Source organism: Micromonospora sp. NPDC005710, from assembly GCF_040630995.1.
Taxonomy (GTDB): Bacteria; Actinomycetota; Actinomycetes; order Mycobacteriales; family Micromonosporaceae; genus Micromonospora.
Genome location: NZ_JBEXYP010000024.1, coordinates 1 through 18673, shown reverse-complemented (window position 1 = coordinate 18673; position 18673 = coordinate 1). Strand labels below are relative to the sequence as shown.

Below are 18673 nucleotides of genomic sequence, written 5' to 3'. Positions count from 1 at the left end.
CGCAAACCTCTTGATCAACAGGGTCAGGCAGGGGTGGGGGCGGGGTCAGCGGACCATGGAGCCGACTACCGGCTTGGTGAGCAGGGCGGACTGGTTGCGCTGGATACCCGGGTCGAGGGTCTTGGCCACGAAGATCGCGTGCCAGATGCAGAAGATCAGCACCGTCCACACCTTGCGGGAGTGGTCGGCCTCCTCCCGCTTGTGCTCGTCGAGCAGCCGCAGCGCGTACGACAGGTCGAGCAGGTCACCCGCGCCCGAGGTGCTGAGCACGTGCCGGGCCCACTCGTACATCTCGCCGCGCAGCCAGACCCGGGTGGGGGTCGGGAAGCCCAGCTTCTTGCGGTTGACGATGGCCGGCGGCACGACACCCTGCAACGCCTGACGCATCGCGTACTTCGTCGCGTCGGAACGCGGCGGCAGCTTCAGGTCGACCGGGATCTTGGCCGCGACGTCGAAGACCTCACGGTCGAGGAACGGCACCCGCACCTCGAGCGAGTGCGACATCGAGATCCGGTCCGCCTTGACCAGGATGTCGCCGCGCAACCAGGTGTAGAGGTCGACGTACTGCATCTTGGTGACGTCGTCGAGTTCGGTGCACTCGGCGTAGATCGGGGCGGTGACGTCCGTGTAGCGCACCGAGGGGTCGTAGCGGCGCATCAGGTGCTGCTTCTCCTCCTCGGTGAACATCCGGGCGTTGCCGTAGTAACGCTCCTCGATCGGGGTGGTGCCGCGCTCCAGGAAGCTCTTGCCCTTGACCCCCTGCGGGATTGCCTTGGAGACCGCGCGCAACCCCTTCTGCACGCCGCCGGGCAGGCCGTTGACGGACCCCAGCGAGAGCGGCTCCCGGTAGATCGTGTAACCGCCGAAGAACTCGTCCGCGCCCTCACCGGAGAGCACCACGGTGACGTGCTCGGCGGCCTTCTTGGCCACGAAGTAGAGCGGCACCAACGCCGGGTCGGCCACCGGGTCGTCCAGATGCCAGACGATCTTCGGCAGCGCGTCGATCATGTCCTGCGGACCGATCTTGGTGGGGATCGTCGTGACGTCGAGGTGCCGGGCCGAATCCTGGGCGACGTCGATCTCCGAGTAACCCGGCACGTCGTAGCCGACGGTGAAGGTGAGGATGTTCGGGTTGAACTCCCGCGCCAGCGCCACCACCGCCGTGGAGTCGATGCCGCTGGACAGGAACGAGCCGACCGGCACGTCGGAGCGCATGTGCATGCGCACGCTCTCCCGCAACGTCTCCCGGATCTCGTGGTAGAGCTTCTGCTCGTCGTCGACAGGCGCCGGCCGGAACACCGGCCGATACCACCGGCGTACGTCGATCCGCCCGCCCGGGGTCCAGTTCAGGTACTCCCCGGAGCCGATCCGGCTGATGCCCTTGTGCAGGGTGCCGGGCTCGGGAACGTACTGCAGGGTCAGGTAGTGGCTCAGGTTGGCCCTGTCGACGCCCGCGTCACCCTGGTAGTTGCTGTGCGCGAACGGCAGCAGCGCCTTCTTCTCCGAGGCCAGGTAGAGGCCGTCGGCGGTCTCCAGGTAGTGCATCGGCTTGATGCCGAAGTAGTCGCGGGCACCGAACGCCCGGCGTTCCTGCCGGTCCCAGATGACGAAGGCGAACATGCCCCGCAGCCGGGTGAGCACCTGCTCGCCCCAGAAGTGGTAGCCCGCGACGATCACCTCACCGTCACCGGCGGTGGCGAACTGGGCACCGAAGTTCCTGATCAACTCCTCGCGCAGCTCGATGTAGTTGTAGATCTCACCGTTGAACGTCAGCAGGTAACGGCCGTTCGCGTACGGCAGTGGCTCGTGGCTCGACGCGACGTCGATGATGGCCAGCCGCTTGTGGGCGAACACGCCGTCCGCATACCGGCCGGAGGCGTCGCCGACCACCTCGACCCCGGTCTCGTCAGGGCCGCGGTGGTGCAGGCATTCCAACGCTCCGGCGATGTGGTCGCGATGCGCTGCGGCGTTGCCGTTCGCGCTGAAGAAGGCCAGAAGTCCGCACATGGTGGCCATCTTTCCACGCGCGCCGTCGGCCCTTGCAGCCGTCCGTCGATCCACCCGACTCCCAGGGGGCGGCACCGCCAACCGGACGCGCGGTACCGTCGGGACCAGCAACGAAGCGGAGGGAGCGGCGCAATGACCGAGGGACAGACCGACGGTACGGCGACGGACGGCACGGAATCACACGATCCGGACTTCCCGGAGGCGTTCCTTTCCTTCATGCGGCAGGGCTGGAGCGACACGGCGCTTCCCGTGACGCCCCGTCCGGAGACGCCCAACTACGCCAAGCGTCGGGCGGCCCTCTCGGCAGCCTTCCCCGGCGAGACGCTGGTGATCCCCACCGGCACCGAGAAGGTGCGGGCCAACGACACCGACTACCCGTTCCGGCCGGGCAGCGACTTCGCCTACCTGACCGGCGACCACGCCGCAGACAGCGTGCTCGTGCTGCGGCCGAACGGCTCGGGGCACGACGCGATGCTGTATATGCGGCCCCGGTCCTCCCGGGAGACCGACGAGTTCTTCCGCAACCGCAACGGCGAGCTGTGGGTGGGCCGGCGGCACACCCTCGACGAGAAGTCGACCGAGCTGGGTCTCCCCACCTCCGACCTGACCGGCCTGGAGGCGACGCTCGCCGACCTCGCTCCGGGGCGTACCCGGGTGTTGCGCGGTTTCGACGCCCAGGTGGACGCGGCCGTCCGCGCCTACGACGGGCCCCGCGCCGACGGCCAGCCGGCCCGGGACCGGGAGCTGGCCATCGCCATCTCGGAGATGAAGCTGGTCAAGGACGAGTGGGAGATCGGCCAACTCCAGGACGCGATCGACGCCACCGTACGCGGCTTCGAGGACGTGGCCCGGATCCTGCCGGCCGACCGGGCGGTCTCCGAGCGGCTGCTGGAGGGCGTCTTCGCGCTGCGGGCCCGCCACGACGGCAACGACGTCGGGTACAGCTCGATCGTCGGCGCCGGCGAACACGCCACGATCCTGCACTGGGTGCACAACCACGGCGCCACCCGACCGGGCGACCTGCTGCTGATGGACATGGGCGTCGAGGGCCGCAACCTCTACACCGCCGACGTCACCCGGGTGCTGCCGGTGAACGGCCGGTTCACCGCCCTGCAACGCCAGGTCTACGACATCGTGTACGCCTCGCAGCAGGCCGGCATCGAGGCCATCCGCCCCGGGGTGACGTTCAAGGACGTCCACCTCACCTGCATGCGGGTCCTCGCCGAAGGGCTGTCCGACCTGGGTCTGCTGCCGGTGAGCGTGGACGAGGCGATGGACGAGAAGTCGACCGTCTACCGGCGGTGGACGCTGCACGGCTTCGGCCACATGCTCGGCATCGACGTGCACGACTGCTCCAACGCTCGCAAGGAGACGTACCGCGACGGGGCGCTGGGTGAGGGTTACGTGCTCACCGTCGAGCCCGGTCTGTACTTCCAGCCGGAGGACGAACTGGTCCCCGCCGAGCTGCGCGGTGTGGGCATTCGGATCGAGGACGACGTGCTTGTCACCGCGACCGGCGCGGTGAACCTGTCGGCCGGGCTGCCCCGCACCTCCGACGAGGTGGAGACCTGGCTGGCCGAGCAACGCGAAGCCGGCCCCCGCCTGCCCGGCTGACCCGCCCTCCCCGCAGGGCGCGGCCGGTTGACCCGCCCGCCCCTCGGGGCGCGCTCCGTGATCCACTCGGTTTCCTTGAAGTCGCGCTGTCCCCGTCGAGCGGATGCCGCGTCTTCAGCAAAGCCGAGTGGATCACGGTCTTGGGTGCCACGTGCGGCATCCGCACTCCCCCCGCGTCGCACTCGCCGGCGCTACCCCGCGTGTGCGGCAGCGGCGACATGCGCCGTCCAGCAACGTGCGCGGCTCAGCAACGCGCGCGGCCCAGCAACGCGCGCGGCCCAGCAACGTGCGCGGTCCAGCAACGTCCTCGTCGGGCACACCGCCCGCCCGACACCGGCCGGCCGGCACCCGCTCAGCCCGCACCCGCCCCGCCCGACATCGCCGGGCCTGGCGCTGACGACTGGCGGCCAGCGATCCCGGCCGTGATCCACTCAGGTTCTTTGAAATCGTGCTGTCCCCGTCGCGCTGATACCGCGACGTCAGCAAAACCGAGTTGATCAAGCAACAGGCGGGCGGGTCGACGTGTGCCAGCGGCAGCGTCCACCTGGGCTCTTGTGCTGCTCAGCGCCCTCAGATGCTGGCCCGGAAGGGTCGCCCGCCGTCTCCTCTGATGCGCCCAATGCGTGGTTATCTCGGATAAGTCCGCATCGCGAAGATGGTTCTCATACGGTGAGGATCAGTAGCTGCAAACCCATTTGTAGCTGATCGTGGCGCCTCGGGCGGTGCGATCCCGTCTGGTAGCAGGAGAGGGCGGAAGGCTCTGATGTCCAACGACGTAACGAGTACCGACGGCGGGGCCTCAACAGCTCCGCCGACACGGCGAAGGCGGGCGCTCTGGGTCGCCGGGGTCGCCGGGTTGACCGGTGTGGTCGGCCTTGCGGCCCTCGGCGGCGTCGCCGCTCGGAACGACAAGCCGAAGTCCGACCAGGTGTCCGATTCGCAGCCGTCGACAAACAGGCAGAACGTCAGCGACGACAGCGGGGCGAACAAGAACGGCGCCGGAAACGACGGCGGTCAGGACGACGAGTGGGACGGCGACGACTGGGGTGGCTTCGACGAGTCCGGCAGGGATGGCGAGGACCGCAAGGACGGCAGGGACCGCGGGGACGGCGACAAGGACCGCACCAGGCAGGTGCCGTGCGACTCCGACAAGCTGATCCAGGCGATCACGTTCGCCAACAACGACGACGGCGGCGTGCTGGAACTTGCCAGGGGCTGCACCTACACCCTGACTCGCAACCAGGACGGCAACGGCCTCCCGGTGATCACCGAACACATCACCCTCAAGGGTGAGCACACCACCATCGGCCGCGAGGCCACTGCCGACTACTTCCGGATCCTCAACGTCGGCGCCGGTGGGAACCTCACGCTCAAGGGCCTGAGCATCAGGGGTGGCCAGACCCTTCAGTCCCCGGTCGCCGCCGACCCGGCGACGGTCTGGGCGCCGTACTCGGCTCTGTCCCGCTCGACCGTGCCGAAGCCGGCCGTGGCAGCACCCGCCGCGAAGCCGGCGGCCACAACCGCACCCGGCGCCAAGCCGGCGGCGGCGAAGCCGGCAACAGCCACCGCCAAGCCAGCCGCGAAGGCAACGGCACCCGCCAAGGCCACCACCAAGGCAGCGCCCGCCAAGCCAACGGCGCCCGCCAAAGCTGCGGCGAAGGCAGCGCCGGCCAAGGCAGCGCCGGCCAAGGCAGCGCCGGCCAAAGCGGCCGCCAAGCCCATCGCGGCACCGGCCGCCAGGCCGGCGGCGGTGCCGCTGGTCGAGCAGCCCGGGTTCACCGACGGTGCCGGGGTGCTGGTGCAGCCCGGCGGTCGCGCGGAGATCCTGGACAGCGAGGTGCTCTACAACCAGTCCGGCGGCAACGGCGGCGGGCTGGCCAACTTCGGCAGTACACGGCTCAGCAAGACGACTGTCGCGCACAACACCGCGTTCCTCTTCGGCGGCGGCATCTTCAACGCCGGCGTTCTCCAGGTCGACCAGTCGAAGATCACCGACAACACCGGGATCGTCGGCGGCGGCGGCATCTCCAACGGTGCGGCGGAGATCTTCACCGAGGACGTCGACGGCGGCTCGGTGTGGGTCTACAAGAGCGAGATCACCGACAACGAGACGCTCGGCTTCGGCGGTGGCGTCCTCGATGTCGAGGGCACCACGACGTTGCACCAGACGACTGTCGGTGACAACACCGCGGTGCTCGACGGTGGTGGTGTCGCGGTGGCGGACAGCCAGCTCACCCTCAAGGACGCCACGGTGGTCAGGAACAGCGCCGCTCGCGACGGCGGCGGCGTGTACGTGACCTCCGACAGCGTTGCGACGATCGAGAACAGCAGGATCAACGACAACACCGCAGGCTTCTCCGGTGCCGGCCTCTTCAACGACGACAGCGTCACCACGCTGCGCGACAGCGAGGTGTCGGGCAACCGGGCCGTCGGTCCGTTCGGCCGCGGCGGCGGCATCGTCAACACCGAGGGGAGCGAGGTCAGGCTCCAGCGGACGAAGGTGGCGTACAACTTCTCCACCCTTGAGCCGGGAGGCATCTTCAACAGCATCGGCGGCACCGTGACGCTGGACGACGAGTCCGCAGTCATTGCCAACCGCCCGACCAACTGCTTCAACGTTCTGGACTGCTTCGCCTGATCGGGTGGGGCCGAACCATATAGAGGGCGCGCCCCTCCGAGCCGTGAGCGGCTCGGAGGGGCGTACCCATTTGGGCAGGTCAGGGGCGTGCCGGTCGGGTTGGGTGCCGGTGTGTCGGTCCGGGCCCGACTGGGGGCAACATGAACCGAATGTGGGCTTCTCTCGGATAAGCCCGCGAGGCGAGGAAGCTTCTCATACGGTGGTTTTGGGAGCTACAACCGATTTGTAGCAGGGGACACCCGTCTGACGGCGGCGACCCTGTCTGGTACGAGGAGAGGGCAGAGAGCTCCGATGTCCAACTACCTAACGAACAACGAAGCCTCCGGGCGGGCGACGGCCAAGCGCCGCCGCAAGCTCTGGCTCGCCAGTGGCGTGGCCGGTTTGACGGGCGTGATCAGTCTCGCGGCGGTGGGCGTCGCGGGCAGCGCCGGTGCGGTCGGCCTCAACTGGAACACCGCGCAGGTCAGCAAGGACGGCGACCAGCGGGCTGACGAGGCGCGCGACTGGGACAAGGACGAAGACCAGAGCAAGGACCGGGACAAGGACAAGGACCGGGACAAGGACCGCGAGCGCGGGAAGGAGGTGCCCTGCGACACCGACAAGCTGATCCAGGCGATCGTGTTCGCCAACAACAAGCACGGCGGTGTGCTGGAGCTGGCCAAGGGCTGCACCTACAACCTGAGCCGCAACGACTACCAGGGCAACGGCCTGCCGGTCATCACCGAGCGGATCACGCTCAAGGGCGAGCACACGACCATCGCCCGGGAGGCCACTGCCGACTACTTCCGCATCCTCAACGTCGGCAGCGGCGGTCACCTCACCATCAAGGGCCTGACCATCAAGGGTGGCCAGACTCTCGAACTGTTCAACAGCGTCGAGCCGGCGGCCGTCTGGGCGTCGTACTCCGACTCCGAGGCGATCGCGGCGCAGGTCAAGGCGGGCGTCCCGCTGAACCAGGCGCTCGCCGCCCGGCAGGCCAACCCGAAGGCGGGCCTCAAGGCGACCCCGAAGGTGGCGGCCAAGGCCGCGCCGGCCGCGAAGGCCGGTGTCGTCACGCCGCTCGTCGAATACCCGGAGGCCACCGACGGTGCCGGCATCCTGGTGCAGCCGGGCGGCACCGCCGACATCCTGGAGTCCGAGGTCGTCCTGAACCAGTCGGGCGGCAACGGTGGCGGTGTGGCCAACTTCGGTACCACGAAGATCTGGCACAGCACCGTCACCCGTAACACCGCCTTCTTCTTCGGCGGTGGTGTCTTCAACGCCGGGCTGCTCAAGGTCGAAGAGTCGAAGATCACTGACAACACCGCCATCATCGGTGGTGGCGGTATCTCCAACGGTGCCGCGCCGATCTTCACCGACGACGTCGACGGTGGAACGGTCGAGTTGAAGAAGGCCGAGATCACCGACAACGAGACCCTCGGCTTCGGCGGTGGCTACCTCGACATCGAAGGCAACACCACGGCGTACGAGAGCAAGTTCGTCTCGAACACCGCGGTCCTGGCCGGCGGCGGTCTGGCCGCAGCCGACAGCCAGCTCAACCTGCACGGGGTCACTGTCGAGAAGAACAGCACCGCCGGTGTCGGTGGCGGTGTGGCCCTCGCCTTCGACAGCGTGGCCACATTCGAGAAGAGCAGCATCAAGGACAACACCGCCGGCTTCTTCGGCGGCGGGCTCTTCAACGCCGGCAGCGTCACCACGCTGCGTGACAGCGAGGTCGCCGGCAACCGTGCCATCGGCCCGATCGGAGTCGGCGGCGGCATCTTCAACATCTTCGGCGAGGTCAACCTGTCGAAGACGAAGGTCGCCCACAACTTCTCCACCTTCGAGCCGGGCGGTGTCTTCAGCTTCTTCGGAGAGGTGAACGTGGACGACAAGTCCGCCATCACCGCGAACCGTCCGACGAACTGCCTGGCCATCCCGGGCGGCACCATCGAGAACTGCTTCGCCTGATCACCCTTCGGGTGACGAGATAGCAGAGCACCAACGAGCCGGCCCCCTTCCGCGAGACGCGGAAGGGGGCCGGTTCACGTCAGTTCTGGACGAACACCGCCACGCTGCGCGCCGGTACGGTGAACGTGCCGGCCGCCCTGTCGAACGAGGCGGTACGCAGCACCGGGTCGGCCGAGTCGACAAGCACCGGGTGCAGTGCCACGTCCGCTCCGCGCAGCCCGGTCACCGTCTGGGTGGCCGCCGACGGGGTGCTGTTGAAGACGACGGTGAGCGACGTCCACGGCCCGCCCAGCCCACGGGCGTCGAGGGTCATGGTCAGCACCCCCGGTGTCTCCTGCGCGCCGGACAGCGGGAACGCCACCCGCCGCTGCACCTGCTCGGCGGTGGCGAGCCCGAACACCGGCGACGACGCCCGGACGCGCAGCAGCTCGGCGTACCGGGCGTCGGTGGTGGTGATCGCCGCGCAGTCGGGAACCAGCGCCGGGTCGGCCAGCAGTGGCTTCGCGTACGACCACTTGTCCTCGTTGTCGGGGGCGGGCGGCAGTCCGGCGCCGAACCCGTTGCCCCGTTCACAGCCCCAGCGGATCTGGTTGAACCAGTCACCGGAGTTGAACGAGTTGCGATCCAGCGACTTCGACCGCAGCCGTTCGGTGCCGGCGGTGACGAAGCCGGTGCCCTGTCCCAGGACCACGGTGCCCAACGCCAGCACCTGCATCCGTGAGCGGTCCGCCGCCGTGGTGGCCTGCGGCAGTTTGTACGCCAACGCGTCGTACAGGATCTCGTTGTCGTGGGCGTCGGCGTAGGTGACGGCCTCCCCGGGCGCTGCGGTGTAGCCGGCCGGGGAGCCGCTGTAGTCCACCTGAGCCCCGGTGACCTGCCGCCCGCCGGTGTCGGTGAACCGGTAGCCGCGCAGGTTGCCGGTTAGCCCCACCTTGATCAGGTCGTGGGCGTGCAGCAGCCGGGCCTTCTGCTCGGCCGGGGACCCGTTGACCGGGTCGCCGTTCGGGTCGGTGTAGAGCCCGGAGGCGAAGCCCTGCACCCGCGGGTTGGCGTCGAACGGGCCGCCGCCGCGCACCGCGTCGCGCAGCCGGTCGTTGAAGGTGCCGATGCCCGTGCCGGCCATGTTGGCCTGGGTGGCCTGCACGAATCGGGCGTCGTTGGCGACCTCGCCGAAGTTCCAGCCCTCGCCGTAGAGCATGATCGCCTTGCCGTCCACGCCGTCACGGGCGACTGTCAACCGGTCCAGGGCGGCACGGACGGCCAGGATGTTCGCCTTCGGGTGGTGGCCCATCAGGTCGAACCGGAAACCGTCCACCTTGTACTGCCGGGCCCAGGTGACGAGCGAGTCGACGACCAGCTTGCCCATCATGGCGTGCTCGGGGGCGGTGTTGGCGCAGCAGGTGGAGTTGGCGATTGTGCCGTCCTCCAGCAGCCGGTGGTAGTAGCCGGGCACGATCTGGTCGAGCACCGACTTCGCGTCGGTGCCGGCCGCCGACGTGTGGTTGTAGACCACGTCCATCACCACCCGCAGCCCGGCGTCGTTCGCCCCGGCGACCATCCGCCGGAACTCGGTGGTCCGCGCCGACCCGGCCGGGTCGACGGCGTAGCCGCCCTCCGGCACCGTGTAGTGCAGCGGGTCGTACCCCCAGTTGTAGCCGTCGGTCTCGGCGATCGCCGCCACGCACTTCTGCTGCTCGGTCGAGTCCGGCGGCAGTGCCGCCAGGTCGCAGGCCGGCTGCCGCTGGTCGGCCCGCTTCTCGGGGATCGTCGCGAAGTCGAACGCCGGCAACAGGTGCAGGTGGGTGACCCCGGCGTCGCCGAGCGCCCGCAGGTGGGTCATGCCGGCGGTCGTCGGGTCGGTGAACGCGAGGAACGTCCCCCGCCGCTCGGTCGGCACCGTGTCGTCGGCGATGGAGAAGTCCCGCACGGACAGCTCGGTGATCTGCGCCTTCGCCGGGGAAACCGGCGCCGGTTTGCGCAGGGTGCGCCAGCCGGTCGGGGCCAGCGCCGGGTCGTTCAGGTCGATGAGCTGGCTGTGCGTGGAGTCCGCGGCGAGGGCCACCGAATAGGGGTCGGTGACCGACGCGGTGACCACCCGCTGTGCCGCCGGCTGCCACGCCCGCACCTCGTACCGGTAGAAACTGCCGGTCCAGGTGCGCTCACCGCGTAGCGACCAGACGCCGGTGCGGTCGTCGCGGCGCATCGGCACCGTCTTCGGTGCCGCGCTTGGCGACTCGAACAGCTGCAGGCGCACGCTCTGGGCGGTCGGCGCCCACAGCGCGAGGCTCGGCGTCCGACCGGCGAAGGTCGGGCCGAGGGTGGCGTCGGTCGCCCGGGAGTACACGTCGTCGAGCACGCCGGGAATCTGCACGCCGGTCGCGGCGAGCAGCGCACCCTCGGCGTCGCGTTCGGTGACGAGCAACTGCCCCCGCAGCGCCGCCGGGACCTTGGCCAGGTCCGCCCGGTCCAGGGTGAAGCTTCGGTACGACCACAGGTGCGGGAACCTGTCGCGTTGGGCCTCGGTCAGCCCGTTGCGCTGCGCCCGCAACGGCAGCGTGGTGTACGTGCCGGTCAGCTCGCCGTCGACCACGCTGACCCCGCCGGTGGGCGCGGCGACGAGCGCGTACTTTTTGCCGTCGGTCGGTGGGGTCTGCCACGCCACTGTGGACCTGTCGATCCAGTGCGCCTTCTGCCGGCTGATGTCGGTGTCCCCGCTCGCGGTGGTGGCGGTCGACGGCAGCAGGCGGCCCGGGGTGGCGGCGAGCAGCCACACCTCCCGGCCGGCGGTGGCGAAGTCGAGCCGCTGGTCGTCGGGCAGGTCCTTGGTGTCACCGTTGTGGATGATGTAGTTCAGGCCGGTGGCACCGGCCGCCAGCGGCACCCGGAACACCGCCCCGAACGCGTCTGTCCTGGTGGGCTTGAGCGGGGCGGACCACTCGGTCGGGTTGGCCGCGCCGTCCCACAGGTGCAGGCCCCAGCCGTCGTAGTTGCCGTCGACCCGCCGGTAGTGCAGCACCGCGGTGCCCTCCTCGACCGGCGGGTCCGGCTCACCGGTCGCCGCCTGCCGGTTCGGGTAGATCGCCGGGTCGCCCTGCTTGAGCCAGACCTCCCCGGTCCGTGTGACGTCGATGCTGCGGTCCTGGGCGACGTCCTTCGTCCCAGCCTTGTCGACAACGAGGAAGTTCACCGACGTCGCGCCCGGCTTGAGTTTCACCCAGGCGAACCGGCCGTAGGAGTCCTCCCCGGCGAACGGCTGACCCTTCGGCCACTCGGTGACGTACGCCGGGTCGATGTCCCCCCAGGCGTACAGACCCCAGTCGTCGTACCCGCCGGCGGGGCGCTGGTAGTGCACCACCGCCCACTCCCGGGAGCTGCCCTGCGCCGGTGTGCCCACCACAGCGGTGGACCGGGCGGTGGCGGTACGGCCCCGGCCGTCGCGGACCACCGCCTTGTACTCGACAGGGGTACCGCCGGCCAGACCGGTCAGATCGTGCTGCACCGTGTAGGGGGCGTGGTCGGCGCTGCCCAGCAGCGTCCACCGGCCGCCAGCCACCCGGGCCGCGACGGCGACTGTGGCGAGTGGGTCGCCGGTCACCTGGGCGCTCACCGCAGCCCGGGTGGCGACCGGCGCGTCCGGGGCCGGGCTGGTGATGGTGATCGTCGGCTGGCCGGCTGCCGCCGCGATGGGGCTGCCGGCCCGGTACACCACCGCCGACAGCGGCGGCACTGTCAGTGTCAGTTCGCCGTCACCGCCGGCCTGTGCACTGCCCGAGCCGCCGTAGATGCCGGTGAAGGTGGCGCCGGCCGACCAGGTGTCCACCGGGACAGTCTGCGCGGTGTCGGCGTTGTTCACCGCCACCACGTACTCGGTGCGGTCGGCCGGGGCGACCCGGGAGACGGCGAAGACACCCGGCCCGTCGGCCGCGTACCGGGTGACCTGCACACCGTCGCGCAGCGCCGGGTGGGCCTGACGCAGCCGGCCCAGGTCGGCGATGGTCCGGTACAGCGGGTGGGCCGTGTCGAACTGGTCACTGGCGTGGGTGCGGTCGGTGCCGAGCAGGTCGTCGTCGAGATAGTCGGGGACAGACGAGGCGAACATGTCCTGGCGGGCATCCTTGTCCCCACCCGGGCCGGTGAAGCCCTGTTCGTCGCCGGAGTAGACCACCGGCTGGCCACGGGTCAGGAACATCAACTGGTGTGCGAGCTGGTCGCGGCGCAGGTGGGTGGCCGGGTCGCTGCCACCACCGGCGATGAACGAGCCGATCCGGCCCATGTCGTGGTTGCCGAGGAAGGTGGGCGACCGGCCCGCGTCGGTGTTCCGGGCGGCGTAGAGGTCGTCGCGGGCGTACACGTCGGCGAGTGCCTTCGCGGAGCCGGCGCCGGCGGTGAAGCCCCGCGCGGCCTCCTGGAAGGCGAAGTCGAGGGTGGCCGGCAGACCACCCTGCCGGACGTAGCTGGAGCTGATCTCCGGGTCGGCGCTGTACACCTCACCGAACATGAAGAAGTCCTTCTTGCCGGCCTTTTCGGCGGCCCGTTCGATGCCCTGACTGAACTGCGGCCAGAAGTCCATGTTGACGTGCTTCACGGTGTCCAGCCGGAACCCGTCGACACCCGTCGCGCCGATCCAGTCCCCGTACGCCTTGGTCAGGCCCCGGACCACCTCGGGACGCTCGGTCCACAGGTCGTCGAGGCCGAAGAAGTCGCCGTACTCGCTGTTCTCACCGGCGAACGTGGAGTCTCCCCGGTTGTGGTACATGGTGACGTCGTTCAGCCAGGCGGGAACCTTGACGCTCGCGTCCTTCGGCTCGGCGAACGTCGGCGTGTACGGGAAGGACTCCTTGTCGACAGACGGGAACGCGCGGCTGCCGTCGGCGTAGTTGCGGTCCTCGAACGCGCGGTCCTGCGCGTCGGTGTACGGCGAGGTCGCCTTGTCGACGTACGCGTACTTGTCCTCGGCGTACTTGATGACGTCGGCGGTGTGGTTGACGATCACATCGAGGTAGATCCTGATGCCGCGCTGGTGGGCGAGCCTGACCAGCCGCTTCATCTCCGCCATCGTGCCGAAGTGCGGGTCCACCTGGGTGAAGTCGGTGATCCAGTAGCCGTGGTAGCCGGCGGAGACGTCGTTGCCGGTGCCCTGCACCGGCCGGTTCTTGAAGATCGGGGCGAGCCAGATGGCGGTGGTGCCCATCCCCTGGATGTAATCCAACTTGTCGATGACACCCTTGAGGTCGCCGCCGTGGTAGAAGCCCTTGTCAGTGGGGTCGAGACCGGTCTTCAGCCGGTCACCGGTGAGACCGCCCCGGTCGTTGCGGCTGTCTCCGTTGGCGAACCGGTCCGGCAGGACGAAGTAGAACTGCTCGGCCCGGGCGGAGTCGCCGCCGGCCTTCAGCAGCGCCTCGGCGGTGGGTTCGTCGCGCCACTGGGCAGCGCCGCCGATCGCGGGTACGGCGCGGTCAGACGGTTGGACGGCTGCGGCGGCGGGGTGAACGGCGACCGGAGCGCCGACGAGCGTGACGGTGAGCAGGGAGGCAAGGGCCAGCAGGGCGGTGCGCGGTATCGGCGGGGGTTTCATCGACGCCTTCCTCTGGTCGCTGATTGGCCGCACGCTAACCTTTGCCGAAACATTCTGCAATACCTTGCAAACATGGTCGCAACAAAGCAGCTCCTTGCGGAAGCGCCGCTCAGAGCCCGCCGCAGCGCTCCCCGTCCACAGTGCACCGCCGTGGGTTGCTGGACGCCCGCTCCCAGTGGAACCGCAACGACACCGACCCGCCGGGCGGCACGTCGACCCCGCTGACGTACGTGAAACCGTCGCCGCTCTCCCGGATCGTCCCCTGGGGGACACCCTCCACCCAGGCCGTCACCAGTCGGCCACCGGAGAACTCCACCAGCACCGTCCAACCACGGCTCCGCGCCGACGCGTTGACCATCGCCACCTCGCCGATGAAACCGCCGTCGAAGCTCTGCACCACCCGGTACCGCCCGGTCATCGCCGGCTGGCCCGACGACGCCCGACTCGGTGACACTGTCGCCGTCGGCCTTCCGCTCCCGCCGACCGTCGGGGCGGCCGACGGCACACCGGACCCGACCGCGCCGCTCGGCGGCAGCCCACTCGCCCGGCCGGATATCCCCGGCAGCGCCGGCAACGGGGAGGGCACCGACGTGGGCCCGGTCGGTGCCGCCACCACCGCCGACGGCACCGGCAGCGCCGGCGGCCGCGCGCCATCAGGCGCGGGGCTGCGTCCCCGGTACGCGCCCAGAGCCACGAACAGCAGGACCACCATCACGACGACACCGGCACCCACCACGATCCAGGGCGACGTCACGATCGCGACCGGACCGTGCGGCGAGCGCGAAGCACGGCGCATGCCGGACATGTACCTCCCTCAGCGGACCGTCCGGGCAGCGTAACGATCGACGGCCCGGGCCGAAAAGCCTCGACGGCCCGGCGCGGCCGTGGCACCGGGCCGACGCCAACTCAGCCGATCCGGCAGTCGACCCCGTTGATCGTGCACCTGGCCGGCCGTTCCGCCGACTCACCCCAGCCGACGCGAAGTCGCAACGTGCGAGAGTCACCAGGTTTCATCGAACGGGTGCCGCGCAACACGAACTCCCCGTGGCCGCGCCCCCACACCGAGACGCCCGAGTCGTCAGCCACCCGCAGCATCCACGTGTCGTCGTCGAACGCCAACTCCACCTGCCAGTCCACCGACTGACCCGAATTGTTGGCGATCGACAGCACGGCCGAGTCTCCGTCCCTGCCATTCGTGCCGACCTGGTACCGGGCGTTGACAGTGTCGTCCGCCCGTTCCGTCGGCGCGACCAGAACGCTCGTCCGCCCCGGAGTCGGCGAGCCGCTCGCTGTGGCCCGCGGCGACGGCGTCCGACTACTACGCGACGGTCGCGGCGACACCGAACGTCGCTCCACACCCGCCGGAGTCGGCCCTCCGGTGGCCGAGGCGGCGGCCGGCACCGTCGGCAGGAACGCCGGAGGCGCGACCTGCGGCCGGACGTCCCGCTCCCTGGTCCGAAACGACAACAGGGCGATCACCAGGAGCACCACGAGCGCGCACACACCGAGCAGCACCACGATCCACGGCACCGACGCCAGCACGCGCGCCGCCCGCGAAGCAGCCACACCCTCCGGCCGCACCGCCATCAGGTCTCCCCTCGTCCCCCACCGACGCGACAGCGTAGCCAGCGCCGCACGGACCAGAAACCGGGCGGGTACGGATCGGGCCGACCGGCCCCCGTCGATCAGCCCGTCCGGACGACAGTGCAGATCAGTGGGCCCTCATCCGAGATACGCAGCAGGTACCGGTACCGCTCCCCCGGCACCGCCTGCCCCCGACTGTCCAGGAACTCCCACTCCACCGCCACCATCGTCAACAGCGCGGAGAGCGGCTGCACGTCCTCGATCCGGGCGTGGGCCGCTACCAACTCCCGGTCCTGGTAGTCAGGCGCGGCGCCCACGAAGGAGAGCGCCACCGCCGCCGCGGACGTGAACGAGAAGCTGTACGTGTCCGCCACCACCAGCCCTGGCAGGGCGTAACAGCCGGCGATGGCTGGCAGGTCGCCGGACGTCAATGCCACGCCGTACCGGTCGAAGAAGTCGGCCAACGTGTCAAGATCCGTGGAGGCGTTCACGGTCACAGCAATTGCCTGTCACCGCACAGGTCAAACCTCAGCGCGCCGGCACCCGCACCTCGATCTCCGCACCCAAGCGGGCATCGGCGGCCAGGCCAAGGTCGTCCCCACTCCAGAACCGTCCCGGGTCGTACCAGTTCGGACGCCGACCCGCCGGCAGCAACCCCATCGCCTCGTAGGTCACCGCCACCACCTCGGCGCAGTACGCCGTCTCCAGAGCCCGGTCCCGCTCCCCCGCCGATCGGGGCGGATTGGCGGGATTGGCGCGGTCGGCCGGGTTGGTGGGGCCCGTCTGGTTGCCGCTGCCGGACGGGTTCGTCCTGCCGGTGGTGCGGTCGGTCGGGGTGGTGCGGTCGGTCGGGGTCGGTCGAGGTGGTTGTTGGCCGAGGCGCGACAGCGCCGACAGCCGGCCGAGGTGCGACAGTGCGGGCAGCCCGCCGGGGCGCGGTAGCGCCGGCACCCGACCACGCACCCAGCGCCACGCCAGCTGCGCCGTCGACGGGAACGGCGTACCGTCCAGCCGCGCGATCGTCCGCAGCACCGCCCGCTCCATCTCCCCGTCGGCAGGCGGGTCGAGCTGCCGCAGCCAGGCCCGTTGGCCGTACCGGTTGGCCCACACGCCGACCGCGTCCCGCAGGTCGTGCAGCTGGACGCCACGCTGGTGACGGCCCGACCACAGATCCGGCAACGACCTGCCCAACTCCGCGTGCCACATCAGCGGCGGCATGTCGTCAAGCACCACCGCCATCCCCACGTGGTTCACCGGGCTGTTGGTGGTGAACTGGATAGCCCGATCCGGGACGCTGCGACCACGGAACACCCACACGTCGCCAGTGCGGGTCAACTCGACGGCCTCATCCAGGCTGATGCTCATGAGGGTCTAGCCTAGGCCGATGCGGCAACGAATGCGGTGGTGGAAGGTTCTCGGGCTGGCCGGGCTCGCCGGCGTCGCGGCCTCCGGTGTGGTCATCGCGCGGGCCGAACGGCGGCGACGCGCGTACACCCCGGAGGAGATCCGACAGCGTCTCCTGGAGCGGCACGCCCAGGCGGGCGACGACGCGCAGCCCGGTGACACGGTCTGACCAACGGTCCCCTGTGGACCGTCGGCGGGACAACCGGGAAGGGTTGATGATCGATACGATGTGGCAATGACGACGCCCGTCGCACAACGGCCCTTCGTCCTGTCCACCCCGGCCGCGCCCGTCGAACGACACGGCAACGTCGACCTGCACCTGCCCACTGACACCGGTCCCCGGCCGGCCGTCGTGGTGGTGCACGGCGCTCCCCTACCACCCGACGCGCCCGACCCTCGCGACTGGCTGCTCTACCGCGGCTACGGTGCCCTGCTCGCCGCGAGCGGGGCGGTAACCGCGCTGGTCAGCTACCAGGTGTCCGAGCTGTCGGCACTACCCGCAGCCGCCGACGACATCGCCGCGATGGTCGATCAGGTCCGCGCCGACCCACGGGTCGACCCCGAGCGGGTGGTGCTGTGGTTCTTCTCCGGTGGAGGGCTCTTCGCCGCCGACTGGCTCCGCGTCCCGCCACCCTGGCTACGCGGGATCGCACTGACGTACCCGCTGCTCATCCCGTTCCCCGGTTGGGAGGTCGACGCGCGGTTCCTCCCCGTCGAAGCCCTCAGCGCCGGCACCGGCGTACCACTGGTGCTGACCCGGGCCGGCCAGGACATCCCACCGGTACTGGCCGGCATCGACGCGTTCCTCCCGGCGGCAACCGCTCAGGGTTGGCCGATGCAGGTGATCGACGTGCCGGACGGGCAACACTCCTTCGACATCCTCAACCCCGGCCCACAGGCCGAGGCAGCCGTACTGGCCGCCCGCGACGCCGTCCTGGAACTGCTCGCCGCAACCTGACCACCTTCCGCGTGGTGCCGCATCCGCAGCGAGGTCCGGGGCGTTTAGGCCGAGCCGGCCGGAGCGGGCGCAGATCGGCATGATCGACTCGGGTTTCAGGAAGTCGGGGTGTCCCTGGCGCCGGGACACCACACTTTTCCGGAACCCGAGTGGATCATGACGGTGTGGCCGCCGTGTCAGGTTCGGCAAGGTGTCGGACTGGGCGGTTTGTCGGGTTTAGTGTTGCCTGCCGGGTGGTCCGGGCCACTCCGGCGGTGGAATCGGCGGCCGGCCTAGGTCGTTATACCTGGCAGACCACCGCGACCGTCGAGTCGCAGGGCGCCGGGCAGCCGCCGGGAACATCCGCCGAGCCGCCCCGGTTACACCCCCCGCACCACCGAGCACCACCACCCTGGCAACGCGGGAACACCCCGCAGGCCGGGACCGTTACACCCTCGCACGGCCGAGCACCACCACCGCCCGGCATCGCGGGAACCCCCCGCAGGCCGGTACCGTTACACCCCCGCACGGCCGAACACCACCGGCCGACCACCGGCCGACCCCCGGCCGGCAGGCGGAATGATCCGCCGCGAGCACCCGTTACACCCTGTCCCGACGCCGACCCCCCCTTCCGCGGGTCGCCGGGCACCCCCAAGAACTTTCCCCCACACGACCACCCCCGAGGTCGCGCGGGTGTCCCCCGAATGCAGAGGAGCACGCCATCATGCGTACCGATCTGATCCGTAAGACCACCCTCACCGCCGCTGGTCTCGCGTTCACCGGCGCAGCCATCGCCGGCCCCGTCACCACCGCGTTCGCCGCACCCACCACCAGCAAGCCCACCACCCAGACCCAGACCGACCGCAAGAGCGGTCACGGCGAGCGGGAACTCGGCGTGCGCTACGAAGCCCAACCCAACTTCTACTACTGCGGCCCCGCCGCCACCCGCAACGCCCTCAGCGTG

Annotated in this window: 11 protein-coding genes and 1 pseudogene; 6 read left to right on the top strand and 6 right to left on the bottom strand. The window is 70.0% G+C overall.

Annotation, left to right across the window (positions count from 1 at the left end; all coding sequences use genetic code 11):
- Positions 1 to 45: 45 nt before the first annotated feature.
- Positions 46 to 2007, bottom strand: coding sequence for an asparagine synthase (glutamine-hydrolyzing) (gene asnB, locus ABZ406_RS26040; RefSeq protein ID WP_357766705.1), 1962 nt, complete (start codon positions 2005 to 2007; stop codon positions 46 to 48).
- A gap of 132 nt (positions 2008 to 2139) precedes the next feature.
- Between asnB and ABZ406_RS26035 the strand changes: the two genes are divergently transcribed.
- From ABZ406_RS26035 to ABZ406_RS26025, 3 genes are all read left to right on the top strand, one after another.
- On the top strand, positions 2140 to 3621 hold the full coding sequence (locus ABZ406_RS26035) for an aminopeptidase P family protein (protein ID WP_357766702.1): 1482 nt from the start codon (positions 2140 to 2142) through the stop codon (positions 3619 to 3621).
- Between the two features lie 763 nt (positions 3622 to 4384).
- Complete coding sequence (locus ABZ406_RS26030; RefSeq protein ID WP_357766699.1) at positions 4385 to 6259, top strand: hypothetical protein; 1875 nt, start codon at positions 4385 to 4387, stop codon at positions 6257 to 6259.
- Positions 6260 to 6550: 291 nt separating this feature from the next.
- Complete coding sequence (locus tag ABZ406_RS26025; protein ID WP_357766697.1) at positions 6551 to 8209, top strand: hypothetical protein; 1659 nt, start codon at positions 6551 to 6553, stop codon at positions 8207 to 8209.
- Between the two features lie 79 nt (positions 8210 to 8288).
- On the opposite strand, the gene pulA is transcribed toward ABZ406_RS26025, so the two are convergent.
- The 5 genes from pulA to ABZ406_RS26000 form a co-directional block, all read right to left on the bottom strand.
- Positions 8289 to 13784 carry a pullulanase-type alpha-1,6-glucosidase gene (gene pulA / locus ABZ406_RS26020; protein ID WP_357766694.1) on the bottom strand — a complete coding sequence of 1832 codons (5496 nt, stop codon included), beginning with the start codon at positions 13782 to 13784 and terminating at the stop codon, positions 8289 to 8291.
- Between the two features lie 109 nt (positions 13785 to 13893).
- Entirely contained in the window at positions 13894 to 14538 is a 645-nt protein-coding gene (locus ABZ406_RS26015) for a cellulose binding domain-containing protein (RefSeq protein ID WP_357766691.1), read from the bottom strand.
- Between the two features lie 152 nt (positions 14539 to 14690).
- On the bottom strand, positions 14691 to 15371 hold the full coding sequence (locus ABZ406_RS26010) for a hypothetical protein (protein WP_357766688.1): 681 nt from the start codon (positions 15369 to 15371) through the stop codon (positions 14691 to 14693).
- Positions 15372 to 15469: 98 nt separating this feature from the next.
- Positions 15470 to 15859: a hypothetical protein gene (locus tag ABZ406_RS26005; protein WP_357766867.1), complete on the bottom strand. Its 390-nt coding sequence runs from the start codon at positions 15857 to 15859 to the stop codon at positions 15470 to 15472.
- A 37-nt stretch (positions 15860 to 15896) separates the two neighbouring features.
- Positions 15897 to 16733, bottom strand: a complete 837-nt coding sequence (locus ABZ406_RS26000; protein WP_357766685.1) for a hypothetical protein — start codon at positions 16731 to 16733, stop codon at positions 15897 to 15899.
- A gap of 19 nt (positions 16734 to 16752) precedes the next feature.
- Between ABZ406_RS26000 and ABZ406_RS25995 the strand changes: the two genes are divergently transcribed.
- The 3 genes and pseudogenes from ABZ406_RS25995 to ABZ406_RS25985 all read left to right on the top strand — a co-directional run.
- Positions 16753 to 16941: a hypothetical protein gene (locus tag ABZ406_RS25995; protein WP_357766895.1), complete on the top strand. Its 189-nt coding sequence runs from the start codon at positions 16753 to 16755 to the stop codon at positions 16939 to 16941.
- Positions 16942 to 17007: 66 nt separating this feature from the next.
- Positions 17008 to 17730, top strand: coding sequence for a hypothetical protein (locus tag ABZ406_RS25990; protein WP_357766682.1), 723 nt, complete (start codon positions 17008 to 17010; stop codon positions 17728 to 17730).
- Between the two features lie 703 nt (positions 17731 to 18433).
- A pseudogene (locus ABZ406_RS25985) lies at positions 18434 to 18673 on the top strand (phytochelatin synthase); the annotation flags it as partial.

Excerpts from the sequence above, each read along its gene's own strand:
- asnB (WP_357766705.1), bottom strand. The coding sequence starts at position 2,007 with ATGTGCGGACTTCTGGCCTTCTTCAGCGCGAACGGCAACGCCGCAGCG.
- ABZ406_RS25990 (WP_357766682.1), top strand. The coding sequence starts at position 17,008 with ATGACGACGCCCGTCGCACAACGGCCCTTCGTCCTGTCCACCCCGGCC.
- ABZ406_RS26035 (WP_357766702.1), top strand. The coding sequence starts at position 2,140 with ATGACCGAGGGACAGACCGACGGTACGGCGACGGACGGCACGGAATCA.
- ABZ406_RS26025 (WP_357766697.1), top strand. The coding sequence starts at position 6,551 with ATGTCCAACTACCTAACGAACAACGAAGCCTCCGGGCGGGCGACGGCC.
- ABZ406_RS26000 (WP_357766685.1), bottom strand. The coding sequence starts at position 16,733 with ATGAGCATCAGCCTGGATGAGGCCGTCGAGTTGACCCGCACTGGCGAC.
- ABZ406_RS26030 (WP_357766699.1), top strand. The coding sequence starts at position 4,385 with ATGTCCAACGACGTAACGAGTACCGACGGCGGGGCCTCAACAGCTCCG.
- ABZ406_RS26010 (WP_357766688.1), bottom strand. The coding sequence starts at position 15,371 with ATGGCGGTGCGGCCGGAGGGTGTGGCTGCTTCGCGGGCGGCGCGCGTG.
- ABZ406_RS25995 (WP_357766895.1), top strand. The coding sequence starts at position 16,753 with ATGCGGCAACGAATGCGGTGGTGGAAGGTTCTCGGGCTGGCCGGGCTC.
- pulA (WP_357766694.1), bottom strand. The coding sequence starts at position 13,784 with ATGAAACCCCCGCCGATACCGCGCACCGCCCTGCTGGCCCTTGCCTCC.